Annotated in this window: 17 protein-coding genes; 14 read left to right on the plus strand and 3 right to left on the minus strand. The window is 67.2% G+C overall.

The window, feature by feature from the left end; all coding sequences use genetic code 11:
* The first annotated feature begins 18 nt into the window (after positions 1-18).
* The 9 genes from rpsN to ACWPN7_RS22590 all read left to right on the plus strand — a co-directional run bounded on the left by rpsN (position 19) and on the right by ACWPN7_RS22590 (position 5038).
* On the plus strand, positions 19-324 hold the full coding sequence (gene rpsN / locus ACWPN7_RS22550; protein WP_038526805.1) for a 30S ribosomal protein S14: 306 nt from the start codon (positions 19-21) through the stop codon (positions 322-324).
* 13 nt (positions 325-337) lie between these two features.
* Positions 338-736, plus strand: a complete 399-nt coding sequence (rpsH, locus tag ACWPN7_RS22555; RefSeq protein ID WP_035675041.1) for a 30S ribosomal protein S8 — start codon at positions 338-340, stop codon at positions 734-736.
* A 13-nt stretch (positions 737-749) separates the two neighbouring features.
* Positions 750-1283, plus strand: a complete 534-nt coding sequence (gene rplF / locus ACWPN7_RS22560) for a 50S ribosomal protein L6 (protein ID WP_014241025.1) — start codon at positions 750-752, stop codon at positions 1281-1283.
* Positions 1284-1291: 8 nt separating this feature from the next.
* Positions 1292-1654, plus strand: coding sequence for a 50S ribosomal protein L18 (rplR, locus tag ACWPN7_RS22565; protein ID WP_014241024.1), 363 nt, complete (start codon positions 1292-1294; stop codon positions 1652-1654).
* A 12-nt stretch (positions 1655-1666) separates the two neighbouring features.
* A complete protein-coding gene (rpsE, locus tag ACWPN7_RS22570) occupies positions 1667-2248 on the plus strand; it encodes a 30S ribosomal protein S5 (RefSeq protein ID WP_035675037.1) in 582 nt (193 codons plus the stop codon).
* 2 nt (positions 2249-2250) lie between these two features.
* Positions 2251-2442: a 50S ribosomal protein L30 gene (gene rpmD, locus ACWPN7_RS22575; protein ID WP_014241022.1), complete on the plus strand. Its 192-nt coding sequence runs from the start codon at positions 2251-2253 to the stop codon at positions 2440-2442.
* A 4-nt stretch (positions 2443-2446) separates the two neighbouring features.
* Positions 2447-2932, plus strand: a complete 486-nt coding sequence (rplO, locus tag ACWPN7_RS22580; RefSeq protein ID WP_014241021.1) for a 50S ribosomal protein L15 — start codon at positions 2447-2449, stop codon at positions 2930-2932.
* 118 nt (positions 2933-3050) lie between these two features.
* On the plus strand, positions 3051-4391 hold the full coding sequence (gene secY / locus ACWPN7_RS22585) for a preprotein translocase subunit SecY (RefSeq protein WP_014241020.1): 1341 nt from the start codon (positions 3051-3053) through the stop codon (positions 4389-4391).
* Entirely contained in the window at positions 4391-5038 is a 648-nt protein-coding gene (locus ACWPN7_RS22590; protein WP_038526809.1) for an adenylate kinase, read from the plus strand. The genes secY and ACWPN7_RS22590 overlap by 1 nt, the downstream gene beginning before the upstream one ends.
* A 133-nt stretch (positions 5039-5171) precedes the next feature.
* Here ACWPN7_RS22590 and ACWPN7_RS22595 read toward each other — a convergent pair whose 3' ends face one another.
* Positions 5172-5930, minus strand: a complete 759-nt coding sequence (locus tag ACWPN7_RS22595; RefSeq protein ID WP_459196412.1) for a FadR/GntR family transcriptional regulator — start codon at positions 5928-5930, stop codon at positions 5172-5174.
* Positions 5931-6039: 109 nt separating this feature from the next.
* Positions 6040-6954 (minus strand): DMT family transporter, encoded by a 915-nt coding sequence (locus ACWPN7_RS22600; protein ID WP_103041387.1) that lies wholly within the window; start codon positions 6952-6954, stop codon positions 6040-6042.
* 185 nt (positions 6955-7139) lie between these two features.
* On the opposite strand from ACWPN7_RS22600, the gene ACWPN7_RS22605 reads away from it, so the two are divergent.
* The 5 genes from ACWPN7_RS22605 to ACWPN7_RS22625 all read left to right on the plus strand — a co-directional run bounded on the left by ACWPN7_RS22605 (position 7140) and on the right by ACWPN7_RS22625 (position 13439).
* Positions 7140-8012: an N-formylglutamate amidohydrolase gene (locus tag ACWPN7_RS22605; protein ID WP_103041388.1), complete on the plus strand. Its 873-nt coding sequence runs from the start codon at positions 7140-7142 to the stop codon at positions 8010-8012.
* 6 nt (positions 8013-8018) lie between these two features.
* The gene (locus tag ACWPN7_RS22610) at positions 8019-9149 is read left to right on the plus strand and encodes a carboxylate-amine ligase (protein WP_137114847.1); all 1131 of its coding nucleotides are present in this window, start codon (positions 8019-8021) and stop codon (positions 9147-9149) included.
* A gap of 186 nt (positions 9150-9335) precedes the next feature.
* The gene (locus ACWPN7_RS22615; RefSeq protein WP_200476043.1) at positions 9336-10646 is read left to right on the plus strand and encodes an O-acetylhomoserine aminocarboxypropyltransferase; all 1311 of its coding nucleotides are present in this window, start codon (positions 9336-9338) and stop codon (positions 10644-10646) included.
* Between the two features lie 10 nt (positions 10647-10656).
* Positions 10657-11454, plus strand: coding sequence for an alpha/beta fold hydrolase (locus ACWPN7_RS22620; protein ID WP_492273447.1), 798 nt, complete (start codon positions 10657-10659; stop codon positions 11452-11454).
* A 98-nt stretch (positions 11455-11552) separates the two neighbouring features.
* Positions 11553-13439 (plus strand): sensor histidine kinase, encoded by a 1887-nt coding sequence (locus tag ACWPN7_RS22625; RefSeq protein ID WP_459196414.1) that lies wholly within the window; start codon positions 11553-11555, stop codon positions 13437-13439.
* A gap of 83 nt (positions 13440-13522) precedes the next feature.
* Here ACWPN7_RS22625 and ACWPN7_RS22630 read toward each other — a convergent pair whose 3' ends face one another.
* Entirely contained in the window at positions 13523-13984 is a 462-nt protein-coding gene (locus ACWPN7_RS22630) for an Hsp20 family protein (RefSeq protein WP_038526830.1), read from the minus strand.
* Positions 13985-14225 lie beyond the last annotated feature (241 nt).

Raw genomic sequence — 14225 nt, forward strand, 5'->3', positions numbered from 1 at the left:
TGGCTGGAGCACGACCCCATGGCTAAGACCAGTGCCATCGAGAAGAACAAGCGTCGCACCAAGCTGGTGAAGCAATTCGCCAACAAGCGTGCCCGCCTGAAGGCCATTGCCTCCGATCGCTCCCTCCCGCCGGAAGAGCAGTTCGCCGCCCGCCTCAAGCTGGCTGAGCTGCCGCGCAACTCATCGAAGGTGCGCATCCGCAACCGCTGCGAAATGACCGGCCGTCCGCGGGCGTTCTATCGCAAGTTTAAGCTGTCCCGCGTCACCCTCCGTGAACTGGCCTCGACCGGCCAGATCCCGGGGATGGTGAAGTCGAGCTGGTAAGGAGGGTCGGAGAATGTCTTTGAGCGATCCGCTCGGCGATATGCTGACCCGCATTCGCAACGGTCAGCACGCCCGTATGTCTGTTGTGCAGAGCCCGGCGTCGAAGCTGCGCAGCAACGTGCTTGAGGTTCTCAAGCGCGAGGGTTACATCCGCGGCTACTCCGAGGAGGAGCTGCGCCCCGGCATCAAGAACCTGAAGATCGAGCTGAAGTATCACGAAGGCGAGCCTGTCATTAAGCAGATCGCCCGCGTGTCGAAGCCCGGCCGCCGCGTTTATTCGAAGATCACCGATCTGCCCCGCGTCTTCAACGGCCTCGGCATCGCGATCCTCTCCACGCCGCGCGGCGTGATGTCGGACAATGAGGCCCGCGCCGCCAACGTCGGCGGTGAAGTCCTCTGCCGCGTGTTCTAAGGGGGACCCTTCGATGTCGCGCATTGGAAAGCATCCCGTGCCGGTTCCGGCTGGTGTTGACGTCTCCGTCAACGGCCAGCAGGTGTCGGCCAAGGGCAAGCTGGGTTCGCTCAGCCTGACCCTCATCGACGACATCACGGCCAAGCTGGAAGACGGCAAGGTCGTGGTGGCCCCGGCGAACGACAGCAAGCGCGCCCGCGTCATGTGGGCAACCTCGCGCACCCTGATCAACAACATGGTCACGGGCGTCAACCAGGGCTTCACCATCAACCTCGAGATCAACGGCGTCGGTTACCGTGCCGCCGTGCAGGGCAAGGAGCTGGTCATGCAGCTCGGCTACTCGCACGACGTCAAGTACCCGATCCCGGAGGGCATCACCATCAAGTGTGACAAGCCCACCGCGATCTCGGTGTCGGGCTTCGACAAGCAGAAGGTCGGTCAAGTCGCTGCGGAGATCCGCGGTTGGAAGAAGCCGGAGCCCTATAAGGGCAAGGGCATCAAGTACGAGACCGAGACGCTGATCCGCAAGGAAGGCAAGAAGAAGTAAGGTCCGCCATGCTCAAGCCAAAGCAACTCCACGAGCGCCGCAAGCAGCGCGTGCGCGCGCAGATTGCCAAGAAGGCCGGCGGGCGGGCTCGCCTCTCGGTTTTCCGGTCCAATCTGCACATCTACGCCCAGATCATCGACGACGAGAACGGCCGCACGGTCGCCTCGGCCTCGTCCGTGGAAAAGGAGCTGCGCGAGCAGCTCAAGCACGGTGGGAACGTCGAAGCCGCCCAGAAGATCGGCGCGCTCATCGCCGAGCGCGCCAAGGCGGCGGGCGTCACCGAGGTCGTGTTCGACCGTGGTGGCTACATTTACCACGGCCGGGTCAAGGCCCTGGCTGACGCCGCCCGCGAGGGCGGGCTGTCGTTCTAAGGAGGCTCCGAAATGGCACGTGAAAGAGGCGAGCGGAGCGACCGTGATCGGCAGCCGCGCGATCGCGACCGGGAAGAGAGCGAGCTGATTGAAAAGCTCGTTGGTATCAACCGCGTCGCCAAGGTTGTGAAGGGCGGCCGTCGCTTCGGCTTCGCCGCCCTGGTGGTGGTCGGTGACGGCAAGGGCCGCGTCGGCGTCGGATCGGGCAAGGCCCGTGAAGTGCCGGAGGCGATCCGCAAAGCGACCGACCAGGCGAAGCGCGGCATGATCCGCGTTCCGCTCCGCGAAGGCCGCACGCTGCACCACGACTCCAACGGTCACTTCGGTGCCGGCAAGGTCGTGCTGCGCACCGCCCCGGCCGGTACCGGCATCATCGCCGGCGGCCCGATGCGCGCGATCTTCGAGGCGCTGGGTGTGCAGGATGTGGTGACGAAGTCCATCGGCACCTCCAACCCGCACAACATGATCAAGGCGACCTTCGACGCCCTGTCGCAGGTTTCCAGCCCGCGCAGCGTCGCCGCCCGCCGCGGCCGTCGCGTGAGCGACATCCTCGGCAAGCGTGAAACCGGCGCCGCCGGTGCGCAGGAGGCTTGATCATGGCCGAGAAGAAGACCGTCATCGTCACCCAGACCGGCAGCCCGATCGGTCGTAAGCACGACCAGCGCGAGACGCTGGTCGGTCTGGGTCTCAACAAGCTGCACCGGACCCGCGAGCTGGAGGACACTCCGGCCGTGCGGGGCATGATCGCCAAGGTCGCGCACCTGGTCCGCGTCGAGAACGAGGGCTGAACCCATGACGAAGCTGAACGATCTCCGGGACAACCCCGGTGCCCGTAAGGAGCGCATGCGCGTCGGCCGCGGTATCGGTTCGGGCAAGGGCAAGACCGGCGGCCGTGGCGTCAAGGGTCAGACCTCGCGCACCGGCGTGGCCATCAACGGCTTTGAAGGCGGCCAGATGCCCCTTCACCGCCGCCTTCCGAAGCGCGGTTTCCGCAACATCTTCGCGAAGGAATACTCGGTCGTGAACCTGGGCCTGGTCCAGAAGTTCATCGACGCCGGCAAGCTCGACGCCAGCCAGACCATCGATGCGGTGGCTCTGGAAGCGGCGGGCGTCACCGGCAAGGTGAAGAAGGACGGCATCCGTCTGCTGGGCAAGGGCGCCCTGACGACGAAGGCCAGCTTCACCGTGGCCGGCGCCTCCAAGTCGGCTGTGGAAGCGGTCGAGAAGGCGGGTGGCAGCGTCACGCTGACCGCGTCCGCCGCCGAAGCCGCCGAGTGATCGGAAGCCCGCGCTTGCGCGCGGGCACCTTCCGGCACTAAATGAAGCGAAGTTGCGAGGGGCGGCCTGCATCCTGCAGGACCGCCCCGTTCGTGCATTAGGGACAGGGATACGACCCATGGCATCAGCGGCCGAGCAGCTTGCCGCGAACATTAATTTCGGGGCCTTCTCCAAGGCGACCGAGCTGAAGAAGCGGATCTGGTTCACCCTTGGTGCCTTGATCATTTACCGCCTGGGCACCTACATCCCGATTCCGGGCGTCAACCCGCAGATCCTGGCCGATATTTTCCGGCAGCAGGGCGGGGGCATCCTGGGCATGTTCGACATGCTGGCCGGCGGCGCGCTGCACCGCATGACGATCTTCGCGCTCAACATCATGCCGTACATTTCGGCCTCCATCATCGTGCAGCTTCTGACCGCGGTGTCGCCGCAGATGGAAGCGCTGAAGAAGGAGGGCGAGTCGGGCCGCAAGAAGCTGAACCAGTACACCCGCTACGGCACCGTCCTTCTGGCGACCGTGCAGGCCTGGGGCCTGGCGGTGGGGCTCGAGGCGATGACCGGCGCTTCCGGCGCCGCGGTTCCGGAACCGGGGCTGTTCTTCAAGATTGCCACCGTCATCACGCTGGTCGGCGGTACCATGTTCCTGATGTGGCTGGGCGAGCAGATCACCGCCCGCGGCATCGGCAACGGCATCTCCCTCATCATCTTCGCCGGCATTGTCGCCGAGCTGCCGCGCGCTCTCGTCAGCACGCTGGAGCTGGGGCGCACCGGCGCGCTGTCCACGCTGTTCATCGTCTTCCTGCTGCTGATGGCGGTGGGCGTCGTGTTCTTCATCGTGTTCATGGAGCGCGCGCAGCGCCGGCTGCTGATCCAGTATCCGAAGCGGCAGATGGGCAACCGCGTGTTCGGCGGCGAAGCGTCGCACCTGCCGCTGAAGCTGAACACCTCGGGCGTCATCCCGCCGATCTTCGCGTCGTCGCTGCTGCTGCTGCCGCTGACCGCGGTCGGCTTCGCCGGCGGCGAGGGTCCGGAGTGGCTGCAGACCGTCACGCGCTATCTGGCGCACGGCACGCCGCTCTACATGATCCTGTATTCGGCGCTGATCATCTTCTTCTGCTTCTTCTACACGGCCATCGTCTTCAACCCCGCGGACACGGCCGAGAACCTGCGTAAGTATGGCGGCTTCATTCCCGGCATCCGTCCAGGCAAGAACACCGCGGACTACATCGACTACGTGCTGACCCGGTTGACGGTGATCGGTTCGGCCTACCTTGTGGCGGTTTGTCTCCTCCCCGAAATCCTGATTTCCCAGCATTCGGTTCCGTTCTATTTTGGCGGCACCAGCCTGCTGATCGTGGTCACGGTGACGATGGACACGGTTGCGCAGATTCATTCCCATCTGCTGGCCCACCAGTATGAGGGGCTGATTAAAAAAGCGAAGCTTCGGGGGAGAAAGTAATGAATCTCATTCTGCTCGGACCGCCGGGCGCCGGGAAGGGGACCCAGGCGCGGCGTCTCGAAGACACGCGCGGGCTCGTCCAGCTTTCCACGGGCGATATGCTCCGCGCGATGGTCGCCGAGGGTGGTCCGCTTGGGCAGCAGGCGAAGGACATCATGTCCGCCGGCAAATTGATGCCGGACGAGCTGATGGTCAAAATCATCGCTGAGCGCATTTCCAAGCCGGATGTGGCCAACGGCTTCATTCTCGATGGTTTCCCGCGCACGGTCGCCCAGGCCGAGGCGCTGGACACCATGCTGTCGGACAAGGGCCTGAAGCTCGATCATGTGATCGAGATGAAGGTCGTGGACGACGTCCTGGTGGAGCGCATCACCGGCCGTTACACCTGCGCCAAGTGCGGCAAGGGCTACCACGACGTTTTCGAGAAGCCGAAGGTCGAGGGCGTCTGCGATGTCTGCGGCAGCACGGAGTTCAAGCGCCGGGCTGACGACAACGCCGACACGGTGAAGACCCGCCTCGCCCAGTATCACGAGCAGACCGCGCCGATTCTGCCGTATTATCAGAGCCGTGGCGTTCTGAAGACGGTGGACGGCATGGCTGAGATCGACGACGTGACCAAGCAGATCGAGGGCATCCTGGCGGCCTGACCGGGCCGCCTGACCAGGACCGCCATGATTGGCTGAAAAGAAAAGCCGCGAGGATCTTCGGACCCTCGCGGCTTTTTCCATGCCGTGACGACGAGGCGGGGAGGGTGGTCCTCCCCAATGACGCCGCCCGTCGTTACGGAACGGCGTCGGTATCGGGGCGCGAAAGGTCTTCCGCCTTGCGGCTCAGATCGTTGTAGCGGTCGAGTACCCAGCCAAGGTGATCGGTGGCCGCAACGGCGGCGGCATCGGCGTCGCGGCGCCGGATGGCGTCGTAGATGGCCCGGTGATGGTCGATCATCAGCGCCTCGCGGCCCAGCGCGAAAGGTTCGGTGTGATGGTACTCCATCATCTGGCCGAGGATGTCGCGGATGGTCGCCAGCAGATGCAGATAGACCGGGCTTCCCGCCGCCTGGGCGACGGCGAGGTGGAAGTCCATGTCGTCGGCCGCCTGCTTGCCGTCGCGACCCGTCTCGCCCATCGCGGCGAGGACCCGCCCGATATGATCGATCTGCTCCTGGGTCGCGCGCTCGGTGGCGCGCCGGGCCGCCCAGCTTTCCAGGGCCTGCCGGATCTCCACGAGGTCGCAGAGATTGGCGTGCTTCACCCGGACCATCTCGGTCAGGGCGCCGTCCATGGCGCCCGCGGAGGACACCACGCGCGTGCCGCCGCCCTGCACGGCGGTCAGGAAGCCCTGCGTCTTCAGCTTCTGCAGGGCCGCGCGCACCGACACCCGGCTGACATGGAGCTGCTCCGCGAGCTGGCGCTCGCCGGGCAGACGCTCTCCCGGAACGAGTTCGCCGCGGGCGATCCGTTCGAGAATCCGCTCCGCCACCCATTCGGAAATGCGCTGGGAGGAGGCCGGTACGTGGTGGGGTTCTTCGGTGTCGGACACGGTGGCATGCCCTTTCATCAGCAATCGGTCATAGGTCGTACCCGAGTCGGGCAAATCACGTCAACTCGCATCCGGACGGCGGCGTATGGTCTGCGTCTGCCGCAGCGCTTCATCGGCTCCCGCGCCGCGCCACCAGGATTCCCGCCAGCACCACGGTGCCGCCGACCGCCTGGAACGCGCCGAGCGGCTCGGCGAGCAGTGCCCAGGCCAGCACCGCCGCCGCGGCCGGCTGGAGCAGCAGGCTGACGGAGGAGAAGGCGGCGGGCAGATGGGCCAGCGCGTAGGCGATCAGGCTCTGGCCGCCGGCATGGCTGACCAGGGCGAGCCCCAGCAGCACACCCCAGCCGCCGAGCGAGCCGGCGATCAGGCTCTCCCCCGACAGCAGGGCGATGGGCAGCAGAGCGAGGCCGGTGACCACACCGCTCCAGGTCATGATGGTGGCGGTGGAGAACTCCGCCCGCAGACGGCCGACCATCAGGAAGTAGCCGCTGTAGAACACCGCGGTCAGCAGCCCCAGGGCGTCGCCGAACAGATGGTCGGGGCTCAGCTGCAGGCTTTGCCCCATCAGGATGATGGCGCCGCACAGCGCCAGTGCCAGTCCGGTGAGGAAGGTCCGGCTGAACCGCTCCTTGAACACCAGCCAGGACACCAGCGTCACGAAGATCGGCGCAAAGTTGGCGAGCAGCGTGGAGTTGGCCACGGAAGTGTAGCGGATCGACCAGTGCCAGATGGCGAGGTCGCCCGCGAAGAACAGTCCGGCGGCGCTCAGCCGGGCGTAGTCGTTGAGCGACGACGGTTTGCGGGAGCGCGCGCCGCCCTTCGGCTCCATGGCCATCCAGACCCACAGAGCGGGAATGGCGAAGGCCAGCCGCCAGAAGGCGGTGGCGCTTGGTCCCAGTTCGGACAGGCGCACGAAGATCGGGGCGAAGGCGATGCCCAACGCTCCGGTGAGAAGGGCGATCAGCGCGATCCGCTGCGCGGAGTCGACGCGCGCGACGGGGGCGAGGGTGCTGGCGTCCGGCATGGCGTCCGTTATAACGGACGCAACCTGCGGGCGCCATGTTCCCCCACCGCATGGCACGTCTGCGGAGGACCCGGATTGTGGGACATTGCCGCGACGACGGGATCATCCCGGCGTCCCGACCGTTGCCCTCGGACCCACCGGCGGGAACTTCCGCTGCGACCGAGACCCTGCAATACTGTGCCATCATGACGCAGCGATCCCCCTGCAAGCCCGCCGAACACCCCCGACCGGTGACCCTGCCGTCGCCGCCGCGCGCCGCGCCGGCCCCACCGCTGCTGGGTCCCGACGATCCGCCGCCGGTGACCGTGCTGCGCCCGGAGTCGGACAGTCCGGTGCTCCTGCTGTGCGACCACGCCTCGCGCGCCATTCCGAAGGCTCTGGGGACGCTGGGGCTGGACGAGGCGAATCTGTGCCGGCACATCGCCTACGACATCGGCGCGGCGGAGGTGACGCGGCGGCTGTCGGAGCGCTTCGGCGCGACGGCGGTGCTGTCCGGCTATTCCCGGCTGGTGATCGACCCGAATCGCGCGCTGGACGATCCCACGGCGATCCCGGTGGTCAGCGACGACGTGGTGATCCCCGGCAACCGTGCTCTGGACCGGGCCGAGGAGGAGCGCCGGATCGACGCCATCTTCCGGCCCTATCACGAGGCCGTCGCCGCCGAGGTCGCCCGGCGGCGCGAGCGCGGGCAGGTGCCGGTGCTGCTGTCGATCCACAGCTTCACGCCCGCCATGCGCGGTGTCGCCCGGCCCTGGCACGTCGGCATCCTGTGGGACCACGACCCGCGCATTCCGATTCCGATGATCGCGCGGCTGCGCGCCGATGGGCGCTGGTGCGTCGGCGACAACGAACCCTATTCGGGCCGAACGACCCTGGGCGGCACGGTGGAAAGCCACGCGACTCCCGCCGGGCTGCCCAACGTCCTGGTCGAGGTCCGCCAGGACCTGATCGCCACGCCGGAGGGGGCGGAGCTGTGGGCGACGGTGCTGGGCGACGCGCTGGAGCCGATCCTGGCCGACCCCGGCCTCTACGAAATCAAACTGTTCCCGCGGGAGTGAGCGTTCATGGAGCCGGCCTTCACGCTGGGGCTTGAGGAAGAGTATCTGCTGGTGGACCGCAGCTCGCGGGACATCGCGCGCAACCCGCCGGACGAGATGCTGGAGGCCTGCCAGGAGCAGGCGCCGGGCCAGATCCATCCGGAATTCCTGCGCTGCCAGATCGAGGTCGGCACGCCGGTCTGCTCCGACCTGAAGGAGGCGCGGGCGGAGCTGGCGCGGCTGCGCGCGACGGTGGCCGGGGTGGCGCGCGCCCACAATCTGGCGCCCATTGCCGCCTCGACCCATCCCTTCGCCGCATGGGAGCCGCAGAAGCACACCAACCGCGACCGCTACAACATGCTGGCCCGCGACCTTGGTGCCCCGGCGCGGCGCCTGATGATCTGCGGCATGCACGTTCATGTCGGGATCGAGGACGACGACCTGCGCATCGACCTGATGAATCAGGTCCGTTACTTCCTGCCGCATCTGTTGGCGCTGTCCACCTCTTCGCCCTTCTGGCGGGGGCAGGACATGCAGCGGAAATCCTACCGGCTGGCGGTGTGGAACGAGTTGCCACGCACCGGCATGCCCGACAGCTTCCAGAGTTTCGGCGAGTACCAGCAGCAGGTGAATGTCCTGGTCAACGCCGGGATCATCGAGGACGCGAGCAAGCTGTGGTGGGACATCCGCCCGTCCCAGCGCTTCCCGACGCTGGAGATGCGGATCACCGACGTCTGCACCCGCCTTGACGACGCGGTGACGGTGGCGGCGCTGTTCCGCTGCCTGCTGCGGATGCTGTGGCGGCTGCGGCTGACGAACGTGACGTGGCGGCCCTACAAGAACCTGCTGATCGGCGAGAATCGCTGGCGCGCCCAGCGCTACGGCCTCGACGAGGGGCTGGTCGATTTCGGGCGCGGCACCATCGTTCCCTACGCCGACCTGATGGAGGAGCTGATCGAGCTGACCCGCGAGGACGCTGAGCGATTCGATTGCGTGGCGGAGGTCGCCAACGCCCGCGACATCATTCGGCGCGGCACCAGCGCCCACCGTCAGGTGGCCATCTACCGCGAGGCGCTGGAGCAGGGCGCCACCGGCTGGGAGGCCCTGGCCCAGGTGGTCGATTGGCTGGCCGAGGAGACGATGGTCGGAGTGGAGTGATTTGCACCGAAGAGTTGCTTCGAAATCCATGGCAACTTTCGGAAAGCCACTACTTGACCTTTGCGTCATCCAGCCATACCCTCCCCGCAAATCAGCTCACCGAGTTGAGCAGGGCAGGCAAAAAAACGAAGCAGCAGAGGGCCGCTCGCACCACGGGCGGCCCTTACCTTTTTCAGGGGGAAGGGAATGGCCGACGCCAAGTTCCTCAAGTTCGACACGCTGAGCCTGCACGCCGGCCAGCGGCCCGACCCGGCCACCGGGGCGCGGGCGGTGCCGATCTACCAGTCCACGTCCTACGTCTTCGACGACACCGACCACGCCGCCTCGCTGTTCAACCTGGAGCGGCCGGGGCACATCTATTCCCGCATCTCCAACCCCACGGTGGCAGTGCTGGAGGAGCGGCTGGCGGCTCTGGACGGTGGTGTCGGCGCGGTCTGCACGGCCAGCGGCCAAGCGGCGCTGACGCTCGCCATCATGACGTTGATGGACGCGGGCGGGCACATCGTCGCCTCCTCCTCGATCTACGGCGGCAGCCGCAACCTGCTGGCCTACACGCTGCCGCGATTCGGCATCACCACGACCTTTGTGAATCCGCGCGACCTCGACGGCTTCCGTGCGGCCATCCGGCCGGAGACGCGGCTGCTGTTCGGCGAGGTGCTGGGCAATCCGGGGCTGGAGGTGCTCGACATCCCCCGCCTGTCGGCCATCGCGCATGAGGCCGGTCTGCCGCTGATGGTCGATGCGACCTTCGTCACGCCCTATCTGTGCAAGCCGCTGAGTTTCGGCGCCGATCTGGTCATGCATTCCTGCACCAAGTGGCTGGCCGGGCACGGCGTCGCCATCGGCGGGGTGGTGATCGACGGCGGCACCTTCGACTGGGAGGCGTCCGGCAAGTTCCCGACCCTGACCGAACCCTACGCCGGCTATCACGGCATCGATTTCGCGGAGGAGTACGGGCCGGCGGCCTTCGTCATGCGCGCCCGCGCCGAGGGGCTGCGCGACTTCGGCGCCTGCATGAGCCCGATGAACGCCTTCCAGATCCTCCAGGGGGTGGAAACCTTGCCGCTGCGCATGAAGGGCCACATCCACAACACCCGCAAGGTGCTGGGCTTCCTCGAATCGGAGGCCTACGCGGAGAACGGCACCGTCGCCTGGGTCACCCATCCCGAACTGCCCGACCATCCCGACCACCGGCTGCGCGCGCAGCTCCTGCCGCACGGCGCCGGCTCCATCATCTCCTTCGGCATCAAGGGCGGCCGGGCGGCCGGGCGGCGCTTCATCGAGAAGCTGGTGCTGTTCTCCCACCTCGCCAACGTCGGCGACGCCAAGTCGCTGGTCATCCATCCCGCCAGCACCACCCACGCCCAGCTCGACGCCGAGGCGCTCGCCGCCGCGGGGGTGGGGGAGGACATGATCCGCCTGTCCATCGGACTGGAGGATTGCGACGACCTGATCGACGATCTGCGCCAGGCGCTGCGCGCCGCGACGAAGGCGTGAGGAGGCTGCCATGGACCTGACCGTCAACGGCCACGCCGTCTACGCCCACACCGGCGGACGTCCCTTCGACCCGACGCTGCCGGTGATCGTGCTGATCCATGGCGCCGGCATGGACCACACGGTGTGGAGCCTGCAAAGCCGCCACCTCGCCCATCATGGGCGGTCGGTCCTGGCGGTTGACCTGCCGGGCCATGGCCGTTCCACCGGGGCGCCGCTGCCCTCCATCGAGGCGTTGGCGGATTGGATCGTGGCGTTGCTGGACGCGGCGGGGGTGGCGAAGGCCGCGCTCGCCGGTCATTCCATGGGCGCTCTGGTGGCCCTGGAAACCGCGGCGCGGCACGGCGACCGCGTCGAATCGCTGGCCCTGCTGGGGGTGGCGGAGACGATGCCGGTCCATCCCGACCTGCTCGCCGCCGCGGCGCTGAACGACCCGTCCGCCATCGAGCTGGTCATCGGCTGGGGGCACGGGCCGCGCGGGCATGTCGGCGGCGCCGCGGCGCCCGGACTGTCGCTGCTCCCCGGCGGGCGGCGGCTGATGCAGCGGGCGCGGCCCGGTGTGCTGGGCGTCGATCTGGGCGCCTGCAACGCCTATGTCCGCGGCGGCGAGGCGGCGGCGGCGGTGTCCTGCCCGGCGCTGTTCCTGCTGGGCGGAGTCGACCGTATGACCCCGGCGAAATCCGGCAAGGCGCTTGCCGCCAAAGTGAGTGGTTCTGAAGTCATTCTGCTGTCTGGCATAGGCCATATGGTTATGACGGAAGCACCAAACGCAACCACAGATGCTTTCGCCGCGCGGTTTTCTGCGCGCTGAAGCGGCTATTTCTTAGACCATTACAATGGCGTCATGAATCGTTAACGGATTCGCGTCTTACTAATCTGCATCGGAGTGGCGGTGCGGAATGGTGAGCGGTGCGGAGTCTTGAGCGGTATGTTCATGCTTTGATGGCGAACGCCGGCGATTTCGTCGCCGTGGTGTCGCCGGACGGTCGATTCGCCGATGTGGGAGCCGCGTCTCTGCGCGTGCTTGGCATTCCGCCGGAAGCGCTTCGGGGGACGTTCGCGCTGGAGTGCGTGCACCCGGACGACCGCGCGGAGGCTGCCCGGCGCCTGTCCCACGACAAGCCCTCCGGCGAGGCCGAAGGTCCCTTCGCCTGCCGGCTGCGCCACGCGGCGGGTGGATGGCGGCACATAGAGGCGATGGCGCAGAACCGGCTGGACGATCCCGACGTTCGGGGAATCGTTCTCAACGCCCGGGACGTGACCGACCGGGTGGAGGCCGAACAGCGGCTGCGGGCAAGCGAAGCGCTCTACCAGACGCTGGCCCGCTCCGCCCCGGTCGGCATTTTCCAGACGGATCGCGACGGCGGCATCGTTTCCGCCAACCCGCGCTTCGCCGCCATCGCCGGGTTGCCGCCCGACGCCCCGCATGGTCATGGCTGGCGCGCGGCGCTGCATCCGGATGACCGCCCGCGATTGGAGGCGGACTGGGGGGAGGCAGCGGTGTCGGGGCAACCGATTCTGCTGAATGTGCGGTTCTGCGGAGCCGATGGCGCCGTCACCTTCGCCTTGTGCCAGGGCTCGCCGCTGACCGACGCGGACGGGCGGGTGCAGGGCTGGGTCGGCACGTTGTCCGACATGACCGAGTATGTGCGGACTGTCGACGCGCTGCTGATGGCGGAAGCCCGGACCAACGCCATCGTCGACGCCGCGGCCGACGCCATCGTCACCATGGACGGGGAGGGGATCGTCCACAGCTTCAACCCGGCGGCGGAGGCGATGTTCGGCATTCCGGCCGCCGACATGCTGTGGAGCCGGATCGACCGGCTGATCCCGGACATCGGCGCGCTGCTGCAGGATGGTGGGTTGACCGTCTACCAGCCGGGCGGCGAGGCCCACGGCGCCGGGGCCGTGCGGGAGGCCGTGGCGGTGCGTGGCGGTGACGGCGACCGCTTTCCCATCGAACTGTCGGTGAGCGCGGTCGAGACGGGAGGGCGCCGCGTCTTCACCGGCATCATCCGCGACATCACCGCGCGCAAGCGGAGCGAAAGCGACCTGATCGCCGCGAAGGAGGCCGCCGAATCGGCGGATCGCGCCAAGTCGACCTTCCTCCAGGTCATGAGCCACGAATTGCGGACCCCGCTGAACGCGGTCATCGGCTTCGCCCAGGTGATCGAAATGCGGCTGCTCGGCGCGGCGGAGGTGGACCGCTACATCGACTATGCCGGCTCGATCCGCCAGTCGGGCGAGCATCTGCTGGCGATCATCGACGACATCCTGGACATCACGACCATCGAGGCCGGCGGGCTGCGGTTGAACGAAACCCCCGTCGATCCGTCCGCCCTGGTGGGGGAGGCGCTGACTCTCGTCGCCATCCAGTCGGGCAAACGCGGCGTGCCGATCCACCTCGATCTGGAGGATGGCTTGCCGACGGTGACCGGCGACGCGCTGCGCTTGCGGCAGGTGCTGGTGAACCTGCTGTCGAACGCCGTCAAATTCTCCAATCCGGGCGAACCCGCCCTCATCCGTGCCCGTCGCGGGGGGGATGGCGGGCTGGAGTTGGCGGTGACGGACACCGGGATCGGCATCGCGGCGGAGGATCTGCCGAAGGCTATGACCCCCTTCGTCCAGGTCGACCAGTCGATGGCGCGGCGCTACGAGGGGATGGGGCTCGGCCTGTCCATCTCGAAACGGCTGGTCGAGGCGCATGGCGGCAGGCTGCGCATCGACAGCGCGCCGGGGCAGGGGACCACGGTGACGGTGGCCTTGCCGCCGGGCCGGGTCATGGCCGACGGATGATGGAGACGGCGAGACCTTCCTGCGGACGCAAAAACGGCGCCCCGGTTTCCCGGAGCGCCGTGCCGACGTGTGGAGGTTTCCGGTTACGCGGCCTGCTGGGTCAGCGCGGGCTTCGCCGTACCGTTGGTGCCGATCTGAATGGTCCGCGGCTTCATCGTCTCCGGCACCTCGCGCACCAGATCGATGTGGAGCAGCCCGTTCAGCAGATTGGCGTTGCCCACCTTGATGAAGTCGGCAAGCTGAAAGCGGCGCTCGAAAGCGCGGCCGGCAATACCCCGGTAGAGGAATTGGCCGGTCTCCTGTTCCTTCTTAGCTTTTCCTGTGACCACCAGAGAGTTCTGCTGAGCGGTGATCTCCAGGTCTTCCGGGCCAAAGCCGGCGACGGCCATGGTGATCCGGTAAGCGTCGTCGCCCGTCTTCTCGATGTTGTAGGGCGGGTAGGACGCGGCGGCCTCGTCGCCGGTCATCGCGTTCTCCAGGAGACGCGAGAGGCGGTCGAACCCGACGGTCGAACGGAACAGGGGCGAAAGGTCGTAGGAGCGCATGACATATCCTCCAGATGAGCGATACAGCGATCGGAGACCACGATCATCGTCGGTCTCCCGGCTTGCGGTTCCGGCGAACCCCAACTGGGCGTCCGCCGACACCGCGACAGATAAGCGAGCGACTTGCCTGTTCAAGAGGGTGCTTTTTGAAAATCGCCGGGCCGCGCCACCCCCGCCCACAGGGCGGACGGCGGGGGTCCATAACCACTCATCGATTGTTAATCAGTTGCGGCGAGGCTCG

The sequence above is a fragment of the Azospirillum sp. UENF 312511 genome (assembly GCF_058780635.1).

Bases quoted from the DNA above. Each gene is read 5' to 3' on its own strand.
- rpsE (WP_035675037.1), top strand. From the start codon at position 1,667: ATGGCACGTGAAAGAGGCGAGCGGAGCGACCGTGATCGGCAGCCGCGC.
- secY (WP_014241020.1), top strand. From the start codon at position 3,051: ATGGCATCAGCGGCCGAGCAGCTTGCCGCGAACATTAATTTCGGGGCC.
- rplO (WP_014241021.1), top strand. From the start codon at position 2,447: ATGACGAAGCTGAACGATCTCCGGGACAACCCCGGTGCCCGTAAGGAG.
- ACWPN7_RS22590 (WP_038526809.1), top strand. From the start codon at position 4,391: ATGAATCTCATTCTGCTCGGACCGCCGGGCGCCGGGAAGGGGACCCAG.
- rpmD (WP_014241022.1), top strand. From the start codon at position 2,251: ATGGCCGAGAAGAAGACCGTCATCGTCACCCAGACCGGCAGCCCGATC.
- ACWPN7_RS22620 (WP_492273447.1), top strand. From the start codon at position 10,657: ATGGACCTGACCGTCAACGGCCACGCCGTCTACGCCCACACCGGCGGA.
- ACWPN7_RS22605 (WP_103041388.1), top strand. From the start codon at position 7,140: ATGACGCAGCGATCCCCCTGCAAGCCCGCCGAACACCCCCGACCGGTG.
- ACWPN7_RS22615 (WP_200476043.1), top strand. From the start codon at position 9,336: ATGGCCGACGCCAAGTTCCTCAAGTTCGACACGCTGAGCCTGCACGCC.
- ACWPN7_RS22630 (WP_038526830.1), bottom strand. From the start codon at position 13,984: ATGCGCTCCTACGACCTTTCGCCCCTGTTCCGTTCGACCGTCGGGTTC.
- ACWPN7_RS22600 (WP_103041387.1), bottom strand. From the start codon at position 6,954: ATGCCGGACGCCAGCACCCTCGCCCCCGTCGCGCGCGTCGACTCCGCG.
- rplF (WP_014241025.1), top strand. From the start codon at position 750: ATGTCGCGCATTGGAAAGCATCCCGTGCCGGTTCCGGCTGGTGTTGAC.
- rpsN (WP_038526805.1), top strand. From the start codon at position 19: ATGGCTAAGACCAGTGCCATCGAGAAGAACAAGCGTCGCACCAAGCTG.
- rplR (WP_014241024.1), top strand. From the start codon at position 1,292: ATGCTCAAGCCAAAGCAACTCCACGAGCGCCGCAAGCAGCGCGTGCGC.
- rpsH (WP_035675041.1), top strand. From the start codon at position 338: ATGTCTTTGAGCGATCCGCTCGGCGATATGCTGACCCGCATTCGCAAC.
- ACWPN7_RS22610 (WP_137114847.1), top strand. From the start codon at position 8,019: ATGGAGCCGGCCTTCACGCTGGGGCTTGAGGAAGAGTATCTGCTGGTG.